11 protein-coding genes are annotated in these 16,747 nt (G+C 56.9%); 8 read left to right on the forward strand and 3 right to left on the reverse strand.

Annotated elements, in window-relative coordinates; all coding sequences use genetic code 11:
* The first annotated feature begins 88 nt into the window (after positions 1 to 88).
* Genes gmd through FEM03_RS10695 form a run of 3 tightly spaced genes read left to right on the forward strand, consistent with a single transcriptional unit; the run spans position 89 to position 3,158 of the window.
* Positions 89 to 1,141: a GDP-mannose 4,6-dehydratase gene (gene gmd / locus FEM03_RS10685; RefSeq protein ID WP_138086243.1), complete on the forward strand. Its 1,053-nt coding sequence runs from the start codon at positions 89 to 91 to the stop codon at positions 1,139 to 1,141.
* Positions 1,142 to 1,198: 57 nt separating this feature from the next.
* Positions 1,199 to 1,741: a sigma-70 family RNA polymerase sigma factor gene (locus FEM03_RS10690; RefSeq protein ID WP_138086244.1), complete on the forward strand. Its 543-nt coding sequence runs from the start codon at positions 1,199 to 1,201 to the stop codon at positions 1,739 to 1,741.
* Positions 1,725 to 3,158 (forward strand): FecR domain-containing protein, encoded by a 1,434-nt coding sequence (locus FEM03_RS10695; RefSeq protein WP_138086245.1) that lies wholly within the window; start codon positions 1,725 to 1,727, stop codon positions 3,156 to 3,158. Before FEM03_RS10690 ends, FEM03_RS10695 begins: the two co-directional genes overlap by 17 nt.
* Before the next feature lie 37 nt (positions 3,159 to 3,195).
* Here FEM03_RS10695 and ffh read toward each other — a convergent pair whose 3' ends face one another.
* Positions 3,196 to 4,596, reverse strand: a complete 1,401-nt coding sequence (gene ffh / locus FEM03_RS10700) for a signal recognition particle protein (protein WP_138086246.1) — start codon at positions 4,594 to 4,596, stop codon at positions 3,196 to 3,198.
* Positions 4,597 to 4,638: 42 nt separating this feature from the next.
* The gene (locus FEM03_RS10705; RefSeq protein ID WP_166442778.1) at positions 4,639 to 5,919 is read right to left on the reverse strand and encodes a polysaccharide deacetylase family protein; all 1,281 of its coding nucleotides are present in this window, start codon (positions 5,917 to 5,919) and stop codon (positions 4,639 to 4,641) included.
* A 309-nt stretch (positions 5,920 to 6,228) separates the two neighbouring features.
* Between FEM03_RS10705 and FEM03_RS10710 the strand changes: the two genes are divergently transcribed.
* From FEM03_RS10710 to FEM03_RS10730, 5 genes are all read left to right on the forward strand, one after another.
* Positions 6,229 to 6,879: a hypothetical protein gene (locus tag FEM03_RS10710; protein ID WP_138086248.1), complete on the forward strand. Its 651-nt coding sequence runs from the start codon at positions 6,229 to 6,231 to the stop codon at positions 6,877 to 6,879.
* Positions 6,880 to 7,119: 240 nt separating this feature from the next.
* Positions 7,120 to 9,324 (forward strand): serine/threonine-protein kinase, encoded by a 2,205-nt coding sequence (locus FEM03_RS10715; protein ID WP_206170961.1) that lies wholly within the window; start codon positions 7,120 to 7,122, stop codon positions 9,322 to 9,324.
* Between the two features lie 93 nt (positions 9,325 to 9,417).
* Complete coding sequence (locus FEM03_RS10720; RefSeq protein ID WP_138086250.1) at positions 9,418 to 9,879, forward strand: acyl-CoA thioesterase; 462 nt, start codon at positions 9,418 to 9,420, stop codon at positions 9,877 to 9,879.
* 115 nt (positions 9,880 to 9,994) lie between these two features.
* Positions 9,995 to 10,510 (forward strand): hypothetical protein, encoded by a 516-nt coding sequence (locus tag FEM03_RS10725; RefSeq protein ID WP_206170962.1) that lies wholly within the window; start codon positions 9,995 to 9,997, stop codon positions 10,508 to 10,510.
* A 19-nt stretch (positions 10,511 to 10,529) separates the two neighbouring features.
* Positions 10,530 to 11,762 carry a phenylacetate--CoA ligase family protein gene (locus tag FEM03_RS10730; RefSeq protein WP_138086251.1) on the forward strand — a complete coding sequence of 411 codons (1,233 nt, stop codon included), beginning with the start codon at positions 10,530 to 10,532 and terminating at the stop codon, positions 11,760 to 11,762.
* Positions 11,763 to 11,850: 88 nt separating this feature from the next.
* Here FEM03_RS10730 and FEM03_RS10735 read toward each other — a convergent pair whose 3' ends face one another.
* On the reverse strand, positions 11,851 to 16,575 hold the full coding sequence (locus FEM03_RS10735) for an inverse autotransporter beta domain-containing protein (protein ID WP_138086252.1): 4,725 nt from the start codon (positions 16,573 to 16,575) through the stop codon (positions 11,851 to 11,853).
* Positions 16,576 to 16,747: the final 172 nt, after the last annotated feature.

The raw sequence follows: 16,747 nt of genomic DNA on the forward strand, positions 1-16,747 counted from the left end.
TTCTCGGTTGCATGGCACAATTTGCGCGTCTATTTGAATTAAACCCGCTAATGAATCACTGATTATTTTTTCAACTATTAGCACACCAATGCCCACCGCACTCATCACCGGGATCACCGGACAAGACGGCTCATATTTAACGGAACAACTACTGGCCAAGGGCTATACGGTGCATGGGATGATTCGCCGTGCGAGCAACTTCAACACGCAGCGGATTGAGCATTTGCTGAACGATCCCGCCATTCATCGCGAGCGGCTGTTTCTTCATCACGGGGATTTGATTGACTCCAGCAACTTGAACCGTCTTCTTGAGAAGATTGCGCCTAACGAGGTTTACAATTTGGGGGCACAGAGTCATGTGAAGGTCTCGTTTGAAGTGCCCGAATACACGGCAGAAGTGGATGGTGTTGGCACTTTGCGTTTTCTTGATGCCATTAAAGAGACGGGACTGGAAAAGCGGGCTCGCTTTTACCAGGCTTCGACGAGTGAGCTGTATGGTTTGGTGCAGGAGGTTCCACAAACCGAGAAGACGCCGTTTTACCCCCGCTCGCCTTATGGAGTCGCGAAGTTGTATGCGTATTGGATCGTGGTGAACTACCGCGAGTCTTATGGCTTGCATGCTTCGAACGGGATCTTGTTTAACCATGAGTCACCCCGTCGTGGAGAGACTTTTGTGACGCGCAAGATCACCCGCGCAGCGGGTCGGATCAGCGAAGGATTGCAGGATGTGCTGGAGCTTGGCAACCTTGACTCGCAGCGTGACTGGGGTTTTGCTCCAGAATACACGGAGATGATGTGGCAGATTTTGCAGCAGCCGGAGCCGGGCGATTATGTTTGTGCGACCAATGAAATGCACACGGTTCGTGAATTTTGCGAACATGCATTCAGCGCGGTGGGGATTGATTTGACCTTTGAAGGCGAGGGCGTGGATGAGGTCGGACGTGACAAGGATGGAGTGGTGCGGGTGAAGGTTTCGCCGAGCTATTTCCGTCCGGCTGAGGTGGAGTTGCTGATTGGTGATCCGGCAAAAGCCCGTCAGATTTTAGGTTGGGAGCCGAAGGTGACCTTTAAGGAGTTGGTTCAGATCATGGCGAAGTCCGATTTGAAACTGGCGCAGAGGGAAAAGCTTTTGGGAGAGTAGGACGGGGCTGGAAAGAAAGTTTTGTCCAAATCTGACTTCGTCGGACTAGAGTGGGTGATGAGCGCACCTGATCCGACGGAGGAGTTTGTTTTTTTGCTGGGCAGACACGAGCGTCTGCTTCGTGGCTACCTGCGCGCGCTAATTCCGCATGCCCAAGATGCGGATGATGTGTTGCAGGAAACGAAGCTGCGTTTGTGGCGGGCATTTGATCAATTTGAGCGGGGCACCAATTTTGCGGCGTGGTCGCGCAAGGTGGCATTTCATCAGGTGCTGGCTTTTAGGAAACGCAAGAAGCGCGACCGGCTGGAGTTTTCGGAGCAGTTTTTGAATGTGGTGGCGGATGAGTATGAGAATCACGAACCGGTATTGATGCGTCGGGATCAGTTGTTGCAGGAATGCCTGGCGAAGCTGCCGGGGGATCACCGGCAGGTGCTGCATTTGCGATATGCAGAGCAGTGTTCGCTGGATGACATGGCGTCGAAGTTGCAGCGGACGGTGGCGGCAATTTATCGTCAGTTGAGCCGGGTGCGGCAGGCGCTTCATCAGTGTGTGGAAAAATCATTAATGATTGAGGAGGAGGGTTATGAACCAAGATCGTGAGGAAGTGAAAGAAGTTGTTGAGCTGGCGAACCGGATGCTGGACGGGCGGTTGACAGCGAAAGATCAGGCGAGGTTGGAGCATCTGGTCCTGTCTTCGCAGGAGGCGAGGGTTGCTTATGTGGAGCACCTGCACCTGCACGGAGTTTTGCAGGAGTCGACATTTCGGCAGGTGGAGACGCTTTCCGAAGTGCTCAAGTTGGAACCCACCGCTTCGATGCCAATTCGCAAGAGACGAGGGTTGCCGCATTGGTTGCCGATTGCGGCGGCTTTTGTATTGATGGGATTGGGTTGGGCATTTGGTCGATGGCATGTCCCGACGCAGGTGACCTATGCCCGGTTGGTGGAGGTGAAAGGAGCGAGGTGGGATGGCAACCGGTTGCCCACCGTGCCGGGCGTGAGCATTGCGGCAGGACGATTGAAACTGGCGGCAGGGCTGGCGACGATTGAGTTTGATCGGGGTGCTAGAGTGACCATGGAGGGACCGGCGGAGCTGGAGATCGTGAACGCCGAAAAGTGTTTTCTTCATGAAGGAACCCTCACGGCGCACGTGCCGCCTCAAGCAGTGGGATTCGTGGTGGATACCAGGCATGCGAGGCTGGTGGATCATGGCACCGATTTCGGGGTGAGTGTTGGCGGGGAAGGCGTGGCGCAAGTGAGGGTGTTTGATGGCAAGGTGGAGTTGCAGCATCATGTGAGTGGGAGGAGTCTGGAGTTGCTGACGAGGCAGGGGGCTCAAGTGGGAAATGGCGATTTTGAAAGAAGCGAGCGGGAGGAAGATGACACGGGCGCACTGAGTCGAAGGCATCAGGTCCCGGAGGGGGCCGGGGTGATGATGCTGAGCACGGCAGAAGGAGGCGGGCGTGCAGGGTATGCATGGTCGCCGGGAACGGATCTGCATTTTTCGAAGCAATTGTTGATCCTCAAATATTGTGATCGACCAAGTTTTCGACGCAAAGCTTGGTTGGGATTTGATTTGACCAAGCTGGGCGACCGCAAAGTGAAGTCGGCGAATTTGACGCTGATGTTTGAAGCGACGGGTTGGGGTTATGCGTCATTGCTGCCCGACGCGGTCTTCGCGGTTTACGGGGTGAATGATGACTCTTTGGATCAATGGCGGTCGGACGATTTGCAGTGGTCCAGTGCCCCCGCGAACGATGTTGATGGGGCAGGGGCTGACTTGAGCAAGGCGGTGAAACTGGGTTCGTTCACGATGCCGGCGGGGGTGTTGGATGGGGCCTTTTCGCTGTCTGGAGAGGCGTTGAGAACGTTCTTGAATGATGATCGAAACCGGTTTGCTACTTTGATGGTGGTGCGCGAAACCTCGGAGATTGGAGGTGGCGGTGTGGTCCACGGTTTTGCCGGCAACGAGCATCCCATGTTGCGTCCCCCGACGCTGTATCTGGAGTTTGAGGAGTGAGGAATGAAAGGCCCGGGACGGACCTTCTACTTTTTGATTAAAATCGGAATTGTTTGGGGCGCTTGGGTTTGCCCATTTTGCCGCCGCCCATGCCGGGCATTCCAGGCATTCCGGCGGGCAGACCTCCGCCGCCCATCATGCTGCCGGCAAGGTTGCGCATCATGCCTTTGTTTTTCATCATGTTGCGCATCATGTCGAACTGCTTGAGAAGCTGGTTCACCTCCATGACGCTGCGACCGCTGCCGTTGGCGATGCGTTTGCGGCGGCTGCCGTTGATGATGTCGGGCTTGGTGCGCTCTTTGGGCGTCATGCTGAGGATGATGGCTTCGACGTGGCGGATGCGCTTTTCATCGACGTTCATGTCCTTCATTTTGCTCATGCCGGGGATCATGCCCATGATGCCTTCGAGGGGACCCAGTTTACGCATGAACTTCATCTGATTGAGGAAGTCGGTGAAGTCGAACTTGTTTTCCTCCATGCGTTTGGCCATGCGCATGGCTTCGGCTTCATCGATCTGTTCGGCGGCTTTTTCGACCAGGCTGACGACGTCGCCCATGCCGAGGATGCGCTGGGCCATGCGGTCGGGATGGAAGACTTCGAACTGCTCGATCTTCTCGCCGACACCGATGAACTTGATCGGCTGTCCGGTCACCTGTTTCATCGAGAGGACGGCACCACCGCGGGCGTCGCCATCGAGTCGGGTCATGATGAGGCCGGTGACGCCGACGGCTTCGTGGAAAGTGGTGGCGACGTTGACGGCCTGCTGGCCGGTGGCGGCGTCGGCAACGAGGAGAACTTCCTTGGGCTGGATGACATCCCGAAGATGCACCAGTTCTTCGAGAAGCGCGGCGTCGATTTCCTGTCGACCGGCGGTATCGAAGATGGCGGTGCCGCCGCCTTGTTGGTCGATCCACTTGAGGGCGTCCCTGGCAACTTTGATCGGATCTCTTTCGCCTTCGGCGGGCTGATAGACGGGAACGCCGATGCTCTCGCCGAGGACGGCGAGTTGCTTGACGGCGGCGGGTCGGAAAACGTCGCAAGCGATGAGCAGGGGACGTTTGCCCTGCTTCTTTAGATGGGCGGCGAGCTTGCCGGAGGTGGTCGTTTTACCAGCGCCGTTGAGGCCGACAATCAGCAATCGTTGCGGATCGCTGAAGTTGAGGGTGGCAGTTTCTGAGCCGAGAAGTTTGACCAACTCGTCGTGGAAAATTTTGACAATCTGTTGTCCGGGCGAGACGGAACGGAGGACTTCCTGGCCGAGGGCCTGGGTGCGGACGGCTTCGATCAGGTCTTTGGAGACTTTGAATTCGACGTCGGCCTCAAGCAGGGCGAGGCGGATTTCGCGCAGGGCATCGGTGACGTTGCTTTCGCTGATCTTGCCGTGTCCACGGAGCTTTTTGAATGTGGATTCGAGTTTTTCCTGAAGGCTGGAGAACATGGATGAGTGGGAGGTGGTGATCGGATGGGATCGGAGTCGGAATCAGCGGGCGGCGGTCTCTTTCGATCCGGTATCGAATTCGGTTTGGGGAGCGTAGCTGGCGTTGCGGTCGATGTTGAACTGCCAGTTGAGAATCTCGTCCTTGTCGGCTCCGACGCGGCGGAAGGTGAGCGTGGCGCTGCAGGACTCGAGTCGAATGCGTTGGGGAACGCGATAGCTGATGATCTGGGAGTTGGGATCGAAGATGGCCGGGACGGTGCCGAAGCCGGCGATGCGGAGCACAATGCTTTCGGGAAGCACGGGACCGATGCGCGAGAGGTCGGCTTGCAGCACGGGGCGCCTTTCGGTGATCGTGCTGTTGGGAGCGGGCAACAGCTCGACGAGTTTTTCGCCCTTCTCATTCACGGCGTCGGTTTTGATGAACTTGCTGTCGGCAATTGCGGCGCCGAGTCCGCGGAAGCTGGTGGCCAGTTTAAAGTTGCCGTCGCTGTCGCCCAGTTGGGTGAATCGAGGGATTTCGCCGTTGGGCGTGTCCCAGGTGGTTTTTTGGGGATTGACGGTGACGGCGGCTTCATAACCGGTGTCTAGGGTGAATTTGACGACTTCTTCGTTTTTGTTTCCGTAGGGGTAGGCGAGGGTGGTGCAGGTGACGCCGAAGGTGGATTCGATCCATGTTTTCGAGTCGCCGATTTCAGCCTGAAGCCAGGCCTGATATTGTTCGGCGTTGCGACCGCGTTTGCCGAGGGCGAGGGCGTCGTGGGAGAGGGTGTGACTGCCGAGTTCACCCCCATGGGCAAGCATGTCCCTGACCTGTTCCAGGGTCATGGATCGACCGCCGGTGCCGACGAATTTTTTGTAGAGGTAGAGGACGAAGGGGTAGTTAAACTCCTTGAGGACCGGAAAGGCGTGTTCGTAGGTGCCCAGCCAGCCGTCGTCAATGGTAATGACCACGGCGTTGTCAGGGATGTTTTTTTCGCCGCGTTTCCAGGCGAGGAGGTCGGACATGGAAATGACGGGGATTTCCGCGTCTTTGAGGGCCTGCATCTGGGCGCGGAACTTCGGCACGCTGATGGTCATTTCGTTGCGTGGGATGCGGGGGGTGAAGTCGTGGTAGAGAAGCAGGGAAACGACCGAGGATTTGTTCAGTTCGAACTCGACGGCTTTGGGAACTTCAACGTCGATCGGGGTGAGCACGTCGGAGGTGGCAAGGGTGTCCTGCAAACGTTTTTCTTCTTCAGTAAGTGGGGGCTCTTCAATCTGGACGGCTTTGGGGGGTGGTTTGGGAAGGAATTGTTCAAGCTTCTCCAGGCAAGAGGTGAGCAAAAGCGGAGTGAGCAGAAGCGCGAGCCAGGATGCTCGGGAAAATCGAGGGTTGGGAAGGCTAATCTTGGGGCGTGACATGATGGCGGAAGGGCAGAAAATCGCGTTGAAGAGCGTAGCACAGCGTGGGGAGGTGGAAAGGGGAAAAGAAACTGTCTGGACTGGAGACGGTGGGGTTGGTGGATGGCGATGGCAGGATGTGAAGTGCTTGAACGAGAGGGCATTGCGGGGCGAGGATGGGAAGCGGGGAAAATTGTTGAGGGGAATGAGTGACTGGCGGCGTTTTCCTATGTAGCTTTTTCAGCGACTGTTATGATGATGATCACGAAGATGATAAAATTTGCCGCTTTCCTTTTGTTGTTTGGCATCGCCAGCGTTCAGGCGGAGTCGAAGTCATTCGAGTTCAACTTCGACGACTGGCCGGAGGGGCAGCCGAAGGAGGAGGCGTTTGTGGTGGACGGGAAGTTTTCGATCACGGCGAAGGATGGAAACAAAGCGCTGGTGGCGGAGGTGGGGGAGCTGGTGGAAGCCTGCGTGTTGTTGGGGGATTCGGCCCGGGGAAGCGCGAGCATTCAGGCCAAGGTCTTTTCAAGCAGGAAGGGGCGGAGTTTACCGAGATACAGCATCGGGGTGCATGGGCAAAGCGGGTATCGTCTGGTGGTGGCCCCGGCACAGAAGCAGTTGCAGTTGACGAAGTCTGATGAGGTGGTGAAGTCGGTGCCGTTGGAGTGGCCGAATGAGGCATGGTTTCATGTGAAACTGGAGGTGAAGCAGCTGGGGGAGAAACAATGGACAATCACGGCGAAGGCCTGGGCGGATGGGGTGGAGGAGCCGACGGAAGGGCAGATGGTTCATGAAGACGCGACGTTGCGGGGACAGGGCAAGTGTTCGTTGTGGGCGACTCCGTATTCGGGAACGCCGATCTATTTTGACGACGTGAAAATAGCGATTTCGTTGGAATGAAAGCTGCGCTTTACCCTTGGGTTGAGCACTGTTCATTCCGTTACAGGTCAGAATGCGAGAATTTCCATGACGCCTGAAGATCCTCATGAAAGCGAGCAACTGGATGCTCGCTTGAGACAGATGCTTGAGCTGGGATTGGGTCCCATCGAGACGCGTCCTACAGATCATGTGGATTTGGGTTCGGGACCAACGTCGGGAACGAGACCTTCGGTGCACTGGGATCCGCCGACGATCGAGCGCATGCAGTCGCTTTTGCCGCAATATGAGTTCATCGCTTTGATTGGTCGCGGAGGCATGGGCGCGGTCTACAAGGCAAGGCAAAAGTCTCTCGATAGGATCGTGGCGATCAAGGTGTTGCCGGGAGATATTCTGGATGAGAATGATGCAAACTTTGTGCAGCGTTTTCAGAATGAAGCGAAGACGATGGCGAGGATGAATCATCCGGCGATTGTGGATGTGTATGATTTCGGCGAGACGCGTGAGCATCTGCTCTATTTTGTGATGGAGTATGTGGAGGGGACGGACGTGGCGGATTTGGTGAAGGCGCGCGGGAAGTTGTCGCCCCAGGTGGCCTTGACGATTGCTGCACATGTGTGTGATGCATTGAGTTATGCGCACAATCGTGGGGTGATTCATCGCGACATCAAACCGGCGAACGTGCTGATTGATCGCGATGGCCAGGTGAAGGTGGCAGATTTCGGTCTGGCCAAGGCGGTGGATCAGGATGGGTTGTCGGGTTTGACGAGCACCAGAATGACGATGGGCACGCCGGATTACGCCGCGCCGGAAGCGTTGATGCTGGGGATCAGCGCGGACCATCGTGCGGATTTGTATGCGGTGGGGGTGATGCTGTATCACATGCTGACCGGCGAGATTCCGCGCGGTCGGTTCAAGGGGGCGAGCACCAAGGTGAGCAGTGATCCTCGGTTTGACGACATCATCAATCATGCGATGGAGACGGAGAGGGAGGATCGCTACCAGAGTGCTGCGGAAATCCGGCAGGACCTGGACAAGATTCTGACCGCTCCGTTGGTGAGGGAAGGTGAACTGGTGAGCACGGCGGCGATGCCGAAGTCGTTCACTTTACAGCCTTTAAAGTGGCAGACGCTGATGCCGGTGGAACCGGTTGGGACCGCTGAGGGGCATTCCGTGCTTCCGAGCAAGAAGGCGTCACGCAAAGTGTTGATGGCAGGTGGGTTAGTGGTGGCTTTTATGAGCATGGGGATTGGGTCGCTTGTGGTTTGGAACGGGGTAAAGGAGACAGCAGACGAGAGCTTGGTCATGGTGGAGGCGAGCCCGGAACTGAAGCCGGTGTTTTCGAGTCTGGCGGAAGGATCAGCCGGTTCATCACAGGCTCAAACCCAGCCACTGCCACCGTCTGGTGGCGAAGACTCCCAGTTGAATCGAACGGCGGCATTGATGGTGTTGAGCAAAGGGGGAAAGGTGACCATCGAGCAAGGGGTGGAGCGATGGGAGGTTTGGGAGGAGAATGACCTTCCGCCGGGTTCGTTTGAGCTGGTGGGCGTGAAGATGGGAACGCAGGGCGGAAGAACGATTCCGGTTTCCAAGACGGATATGGACATGCTTTCTGGCCTGACAAGGCTGGAGCAACTGGAGCTTTATGGCGCGACGGTGGTGGATGCATCGCTATCGATGCTGGGAAAGTTGCCAGGACTGAAAATGCTGGCGCTCAACCAGTGCAAAAGTTTAACGGATGGGGCAATGGTCCATGTGGCGGGCGTGAAAGGTCTGGTCAGTTTCGCGGTCGATGGTTCGACTGGAGTTGGGAGTGCGGGGTTGTTGCATTTGATGCAGTTGAAGAAATTGGAGTCCTTGCATCTTTCCAATCTTCCTTATCTGGATCATGGGGTGTTGCCCGTGTTGCTGGAATTACGCGGACTCAAAACGTTGCACCTGCATGGGTGCGAGAACGTGGAGAAACGTTTTGTTGAGTCGTTATCAGGATTGCCGGAGTTGTGTGAGGTCTACCTAAGCATCACGCAGCTGGCATCCGAGGTGGAGATGAGCGGATTCAAGTGTCTGCGGACGATGCGGCTGTATGATTATGATGCAGTGAAAATGATGGACGGGGGGATGTTGCAGAGTTTGGGGACGCTGCCGCAACTGGAGAGTTTGCAATTGGTGCGGCTGGAGTTGTCGGAACCGCAACTGGAGACCATGGCACGCTGGCCCGCGCTGAGAGTGCTGTCACTTGACGAGGTGATGCTGCCGGATTCGGGATTGGCGGGTCTGGCGCAGGGGGCCATCCATCGGTTGGAGATTGGAGAAGGTGATGCCGCAGTTCACCGTGCTGCGCTGGCATCGCTGACGGGGTTGGAGTCGCTCAAAGAGTTGCAGATTTCTTACCGCGCGGGCCTTTCCGGGACGGAGATTGAGGCGTTTCGTCAGGGGCGGCCTGATGTGATGGTGGAACGCAAAAAATAAGGGGCGAACGCGATTGAAGTGGGGGGTCAATGTGTGGAAGAGGCTCACAATCAAGCTTGATCTTTGCTGCATTCTTTTCCATCGTGACGCCTCATGGCGCATCGATTCATCTACACTGACCGGGTTCAGTTCGCGGACACGGACATGGCGGGCATCATGCATTTCGCGAACTTTTTTCGATTTGTAGAGCGGGCAGAGCATGCGTTTTTTCGTTCGGTGGATTTGAGCATCGTGGAGCGCCGGGAGGACCTTCCGGATGAGGAACGGGTGGGATGGCCGCGGGTGCATGCTTCTTGTGACTACCATGCGCCATTGATTTTTGATGACGAGGTGCAGGTGGAGATCATCATTGAAGAAGTGCGTTCCAAGTCGCTGCGCTATTTGTTCAGGGTGCGCAAGCAGGATGGCTCGCTTTGCGCGCAGGGTCACATGGCGGTGGTGTGTGTGCGCAAGGATCGTGAGACAAGGAAGATGCGTGCAGTGGACATTCCCGAACGTATCTACAGCAAGATTGAAGCAGCCCCGCCGGAAGTGTTGAAACGTCCATTGCCATGAGGCGCGGACTGTGGCATCTGGAGGCCGGGCAGAAATTGATTCATTCCAAACTAAACACGTGAACCAGAAAGAGAAAGGAACCAAAAAGCGCATGTCTTGGCCGGTATTTGCACTGATGACAGTGCTGTTTTGGGGGGTGTATGGGGTGCTTTTGCACATTGGACGCAGCAACATGCCGCTTGGGGCGGAGGCTCCGAATGCTTCGTTGAAGGCTTTTCTGCTGGTGGGGGTGGCGTATTTTGTGGTGGCCATTGTGGGACCGGTGATTGTGTTGATGCGCAATGGCACCAACTGGAGTTTTAACGGCAAGGGGATCGCATGGAGTTTCTTTGCCGGCACCGCAGGAGCGATTGGGGCGTTTACCTTGATTCTTGCCCTGGGGGCGGCGGCGGCGGCGAAGGTGGCTTCGCCAGCGGCGGCGGTGATGCCGATTGTGTTTGCGGGGGCTCCGATTGTGAATGCTTTTGTGGGGATGATGATGCATCCGCCGGAAGGGGGACTAAAGGCGATTCCATTGCCTTTCATTCTGGGGATTTTCATGGCGGCAGGCGGGGCTTTTTTGGTGGCGAAGTTTAGTCCCTCGGCCCAAGCTCCGGTTCCCAAGCCTGGGGCGGCGCAGGCGAAACACTGATGATCCCATATTTGAGCGCATGGCGGACGTGATCCTTCAGCAGGCAAAACTGGAGCGACTGTTCTCCCTAGTGCGCGGGATGACGGACAGTTTTTATGGTCGTCGGCTTGCGGGTTACAAATTGAACTGGCACAACTTTACGAGGCTGCCGTTTACCACCAAAGACGATCTGCTGCATGACCGGCTGATGCATGCGCCGTTTGGTTCCAATTTTACCGGACCATCGGCGGAGTATACGCGATTTTGCCAGACGAGCGGCACGAGCAGTGGTCAACCCATGGCAGTTCTCGACACGCCGGAGAGCTGGAACCGCATGCTGGACTGCTGGCGACAGGTGTTTCGTGCGGCAGGGTTGAAGCGCGGGGAGGACCGGGTGTTCTTCGCGTTTTCGTTTGGTCCTTTTTTGGGATTTTGGACGGCCTTTGAAGCAGCGGCAGGTGAGTATCTGGCAATGCCGGGTGGGGGACTTTCAAGCACGGCAAGGTTGGAGACGATGGCGCGGTATCAGGCGACGGTGTTGTGTTGCACGCCGACTTATGCGCTGCGATTGGGCGAAAGCATCGGAGCTCCTAGCGGGGTGGGGTTGGATCAACTGGCGGTGAAGAAAATCATCGTGGCCGGTGAGGCGGGCGGAAGTTTGCCGACGACGCGACAACGGCTTCGGGAGTTGTGGGGCGGGGCGCAGATCTTTGATCACCACGGCATGACGGAGGTGGGCCCGGTGAGTTATGAAGATCCACACCACGAGGGAAGCCTGTGTGTGATCGAAGATGCCTACCTTGCCGAAGTGCTGGATGGCGAGGGACGTGAGGTGGCGGATGGACATGAGGGCGAGCTGGTGCTGACGACGTTGGATCGTGTTGCTTCGCCGTTGATCCGGTATCGCACCGGCGATTGGGTCTGCAAGCAGCGGATTGATGGCCAGTTGTTCCTCGAAGGCGGGATCCTGGCACGCTGCGATGACATGGTGGTCATCCGTGGCGTGAACATTTATCCAAGTGCGATTGAAAACGTGGTGAGGCGGATGCCCGAGGTGGCCGAGTTCATGGTGGAACAACGCCGGGTGGACAGCATGGAGGAGATCGAAGTGTTGATCGAAGCGCATGGTGGTCAGGATGCGGCGCAACTGGCACGTCGGCTCGAAGGACGCTTGAAGGACACCTTCGCCCTGCGCATTCCGGTGCGAGTCGCGGAGGCGATGACGTTGCCGCGGTATGAGTTCAAATCGCAGCGGTGGCGGCGGGTGGGGTGATTTCAGTCCTCCGGCATGATTCAGGCATAGAAAATCCGGGGCAATGCACTGGCATCACCCCGGAAAGATAAAGTCTTAGGCGGATATTTTACGGATTGATGTTGCCTTCTCCGCGGTTGGCGGCACTTCCGCTGCCGTTGGCTTCTCCAGTCGATTCACCGCCGGTATTCCCGGTGATGCCGCCGTTCAAGTTGGCATCGCCACCATCACCAAAGGCTGGGCCCGCACCTGAGCCATTGCCGCCGGTAACCTGGGCGCGGATGGCAACGCCGATGGAATCCGTGATGGTGTTGTTGAGGACGCCGCCGTTGAGGGTGGCATTGCCGCCGTTGGAGAACGCGGCAAAGTTCCCTCCGAGCATGTTCACGTCAATTCCGAACGACCCGATGGTGGTGAGGATGTTGCCCACGATGCCGCCGGAGAGCGAGGCGGAACCGCCAGAGGCGATGACGATGGCGTTTGCACCGATGATGTCGACATCAATGCCGATGCCACCGATGACGGTAAGTTCGTTGGTGCCGATGCCCCCGCTGAAGGTGGCGGTGTTGGTGGTGCCCGTGTTGGCGGTCAGGTTAACCATGATGCCGTTGCCATCGATCTGGTTCAAGATGTTGCCATTGATGCCGCCTGCGAAGCTGACCGGACTGATGAGGCTGCCGCCGGTCAACTGAACGTCAATGCCGTCGCCGGTGACATTGGTGAGACGGTTGCTGTTGATGCCTAGGGTGAACGAGGCGAGGCCACCAGCAAGGCCGCCGTCGAGGTCAGCGACGATGCCCGTGCCTCCGATGTTTTCCAGGGTGTTATTGAACACCGACCCGTCAAAAGTGGCGCTGGCGAGGTCTCCGCCGAAGACATCGATTTCGATGCCGTTGCCGACGGTGTTGGAGATTTCGTTGGAGTAGAGGGAGCCTTGGAAGATGGCATCGCCTCCGGCGGTACCGCCTTCGACGGATATGTAAACACCCTGACCAGCTCCATCAATGACGTTGCTGTAGACGGCGCCGATGAACTCGCTATCGACTCCGAGGCTGGCGTCGATGACGAATGAGATCGCAGAGCCAGCGGTGTTGTTGATGAAATTTTCGCCGATGCTTCCGGAGAAGGTGCCAATCCCGTCGATTTCAACGTCGATGCCATTGCCGCCGTTGCCGGAAAGCTGGTTGCTGTTGATGCTGCCGTTGAAGGTGGCACCGCTGGACAGGCCAACGAGGATGCCGGTGTCGAAGTTGTCGTTCACGATGTTGCCGTTGATTCCAAAGTCCACATTGGCGAGCAGATCGGCATCCACTTCAATGCCGTCATCGCCGTTGTCGGAAGCGGTGTTGCCCGAGATGCCGCCGTTCAACTGGCCGGCGGAGATGTTGGCGTAGATGCCGTCGCCACTGTTGTTGGTGGATTCATTGTTGTTAATGCCACCGTTGAACTCGGCGCCAGTGACTTCGAGATTGATGCCGTTGAGACCGGAGGTGAAGACGGTGTTGTCATCCATGCCACCGTTGAAGGTGCTGGCGAGGTTAAGGATGGTGGTGATGCCGTTTGCATCACTGAAGCGCACGATGTTGTCATTGATGCCACCATCGAACGTTGATGCGGTCATCTCGGTGTCGATGCCATCGCCGCCGCTGCGGGTGACGAAGTTTTCGTTGATGCCACCAGCAAACCCAGCGGTTTGAAGGGAGGTCTGAATGCCGTCGTTGCCGCTGAAGGCGACGAAGTTGTTGTTGATGCCTCCGAAAAAGAGGGCGGTTTCCACATCGGTGTCGATGCCGTCATCGCCGCTGACGCCGACGATGTTTTCGTAGATGCCGCCAAAGAAGGCACCGCCTTCAACGGAGGTGTAGATGCCGTCTTCCTCACTGAAGCCAACGAGGTTGTTGTGAATGCCGCCAAAGAATGCGGTAAAGTTGGAGATTTCGGTGTCGATGCCGGTTTCGCCGGAGAAGGCCACGATGTTGTTGTGGATGCCTCCGAAGAAGAGAGCGCCGTCTTCCACCGTCGTTTCAATGCCTTCGTTGTCGCTGCGGGTGATGAAGTTGTCGTGGATGCCACCGACGAAAAGTCCGAGCGGACCCACCGAAGTGACGAGGCCGTCGCCACCGCTGTTGTCGATGCGGTTGTCACTGAGGCCGCCGAAGAAGGCGGCACCGCCGATGCTGAGATCAATGCCATCGTCATCGCTGCCGCGAATTTCGTTGCTGGTGATGCCGCCAAAGAAGAAGGCAAGCGGGCCTAGGTCGATGTTGATGCCGTCTTCGCCGCTGTCGAGAATTTCGTTGCCGGTGATGACGCCGCTGAAGATGGAACCGTAGACGTCGCCTTCGATGCCGTTTTCCTGGTTGCCATCGAGGAAGTTGTTGGCAATGGAACCGGAGTAAAGGGCGAGGGGACCGACTTCGAAGTCGATGCCGTCGTTGCCACTGTTGGTGATGTTGTTGAACTCAACTTCGCCGGAGTAGAGGCTCAGTCCGCGCACAAAGTTGCGGATGCCATCGCCGAGGTTGTCGTCGATATCGTTGAAGGTGATGGCACCGCTGTAAACGCCGCCTGCGCGGACGGTGTTGCGAATGCCGTCCAGATCGTTTGCGGAGATTTCGTTGAACGAAATGTCTGCGGAGATTTCCCCACCCAGGCTGGCGCGATTGCGAATGCCGGAGCCGGTATTGCTGGTGATGTTGTTACCGATTATGTCGACCGCATACTCACCACCGAGGCTGGCGGTGTTGGAGATGCCGTTGCGACCGTTGCCGATGATGTCGTTTTCGGCGATGATGCCTTCGAGGATCGCCCCGCCGAGGACGCGGGTGCGAATGCCGTTGAAGTCGTTGCCGGTGAAGCTGTTGTTGATGATTTCAACCAAGGCTTCGGCTCCGTTGGTTGCGACGATGGAAACGCCATTGCGATCATTGTCTTCGATGTCGTTATCTTCCAGGAAGGCGTAGCCAGGGTTCAATGGATCGTTGAAGATCAACAGCACCCCATTACCGCCGTTGTCGATGATGTCGTTGTTGGTGATGATGGCAGTCGTGTTGGATGGGTTGATGACCACCACACCGGTGCCTGCGGTTCCGGTGACGATGTTGTCGTTAATGAAGACATCGGCGACATCGAGGGTGAAGATGCCAGTGCCTTGGGCGGCGAGGGTGGAGGCGATCTTGACGCTCGTGTTGACGGCGGGATCATAGCCGGTGGTGATTTCGTAACCCTGGATGGCGAAGGAGTTTTCGCTGCTGCCTGCGATGAATTTGGCGGCATCAGCGGCGAATCCACCTTCAACAACCGGGCGGTCACCGGTGCCGAAGATGGCTCCGTTGAGGCTGCTGACAATCGGGGTGATTGAGCTGATGAAGCGCGTGGGGCCGCTGACGTTGACGCTTTCAAGATAGTTGGTGCCGCCAAAATTGAGGGCACCCTGGGTGTAGACGTTCCACACACGCTGGGTTTCCAAATTTCTGGTGCTGGCGAGATCGGCCCCTTCCTGAATGGTGTCGAAGGGGAGTTCTGCGGTGCCGTCTTCAAGCATCGTGCCACCGGTTTCGATGCCGTTGCCGATGGTGCCGCCGCTGTTGACGAAGATGAGGTCGCTGGCAAGGATGAGTTGTTGTTTCGATTGGGAAACCACGCGAGTGACGCGACGCACCCTGGTGGAAATGTCTTCTTTCTCGAGCTGGACGGCGGAGGCGACATTGATGTTGGCGTTTTGACGAGCCACAGGCTCGGCCATGCGTTCAGCAAGGTGGCGGCGGCGGGTTTTGAAGGCATCGCCGATGCGATCCCACATGCCCTTGCCGTCGCCGAGGTCGCCGCCTTCAAAGGGAATCTGCAATTGAACGCCGACGGTCCAGTCGGAACCCGTGAGCTTCTCGTCTTCATACCAAGTGCCGGAAATGATGAGGGCAGGAACGGGGCGCATTTCGATGCCGGCTTTCCAACCTTCGATGTCGCCATTGCCACCCTGGGAGGCGCTGAAGGGATTCTTGAAGCTGTAGTAACCACCAATGAGCTTGATGTCCATGTAGCGATCGACCCATGGCACGAGCACCGCCATTTGGGCATCCCAGCCTTCCATGCCTTCCTCGTAGCGGTGGAAGAGACGGTCGATGGTGGTGGTGCGGGTGGTGGTGGTGGCGTAATTGGTCAGCAATGCATCTTGCGCAATGGTGTTGCCAGTGGCGTAGGGATCGCTCGCCGCGGTGGTGCGGCTGAAGTTGCGGGTGCTGGACGATTGATTGACATCGCGGGTGCGGAATTCTTCGGCGAGTTGTTGATCGGAGAGCGGGATGTAGTAGTTGCCGCGAACCTCAATATAACGGGTGCCAGCCTCAATGCCGACGCCGAGTTGCCAGAATTCATTTCCAGCCCGGGTGTGAAGCATGTCGATGAATGCATTGGCTCCAATGAAGAATCCTTCCTCCATGAATCCTGCCTGATGTCCGTCATGCTCGGTGAGCAGGTCGACGGATTGGTTGCCGAAAAGGTAACGATAGCCGAGGCCGAGGGATGCACCGGTGACTCCGCCCTCACCCTGGGAAAGGTAGGGCTCGGCAAACAGCATGCCACCGCTCAACGTGGTATCGGCACCCAAAGTGCTCCACAATGGCGCGACGATGGAGAAGCTGCCTTCAAATTGTTCGTCGTTGCCTTTGACTCCAGCCGTGATGGTGCCGAGATAAAGGGGATCCCCCTCCGGGATGATGGCTTCTTTCTCCGATTTCGCGGATTTGGAAGAACGCAGCAGTGTTCCTGCGTTGCCAAGGCTGAGAGGGAGCAGCAGGGCCAGTAAGGGCAGCTTGAGCAGTTGGTTGAGTTTCATGTGGAGGAGGGTGACTAATTTGGAGATTGATGCCTCAGGAGGTGAAGGGGAGAGCCTTGGGGAATTTGCTTAGTATTAGTAAATCTGCACGCAAAATGTGCGGCAATTTATGCAACTTATGCACAACAAAAAAATTGGTGTTCTTTTGAGCGCGAGGAGATGGGCGGCACAT

This window comes from Phragmitibacter flavus, from assembly GCF_005780165.1.
Lineage (GTDB): Bacteria > Verrucomicrobiota > Verrucomicrobiia > Verrucomicrobiales > Verrucomicrobiaceae > Phragmitibacter > Phragmitibacter flavus.

What these genes read in the sequence shown, in the direction of transcription:
- gmd (WP_138086243.1), top strand. Translation starts at nt 89, where the DNA reads ATGCCCACCGCACTCATCACCGGGATCACCGGACAAGACGGCTCATAT.
- FEM03_RS10690 (WP_138086244.1), top strand. Translation starts at nt 1,199, where the DNA reads ATGAGCGCACCTGATCCGACGGAGGAGTTTGTTTTTTTGCTGGGCAGA.
- FEM03_RS10695 (WP_138086245.1), top strand. Translation starts at nt 1,725, where the DNA reads ATGAACCAAGATCGTGAGGAAGTGAAAGAAGTTGTTGAGCTGGCGAAC.
- ffh (WP_138086246.1), bottom strand. Translation starts at nt 4,596, where the DNA reads ATGTTCTCCAGCCTTCAGGAAAAACTCGAATCCACATTCAAAAAGCTC.
- FEM03_RS10710 (WP_138086248.1), top strand. Translation starts at nt 6,229, where the DNA reads ATGATGATGATCACGAAGATGATAAAATTTGCCGCTTTCCTTTTGTTG.
- FEM03_RS10715 (WP_206170961.1), top strand. Translation starts at nt 7,120, where the DNA reads ATGCAGTCGCTTTTGCCGCAATATGAGTTCATCGCTTTGATTGGTCGC.
- FEM03_RS10720 (WP_138086250.1), top strand. Translation starts at nt 9,418, where the DNA reads ATGGCGCATCGATTCATCTACACTGACCGGGTTCAGTTCGCGGACACG.
- FEM03_RS10725 (WP_206170962.1), top strand. Translation starts at nt 9,995, where the DNA reads ATGACAGTGCTGTTTTGGGGGGTGTATGGGGTGCTTTTGCACATTGGA.
- FEM03_RS10730 (WP_138086251.1), top strand. Translation starts at nt 10,530, where the DNA reads ATGGCGGACGTGATCCTTCAGCAGGCAAAACTGGAGCGACTGTTCTCC.
- FEM03_RS10735 (WP_138086252.1), bottom strand. Translation starts at nt 16,575, where the DNA reads ATGAAACTCAACCAACTGCTCAAGCTGCCCTTACTGGCCCTGCTGCTC.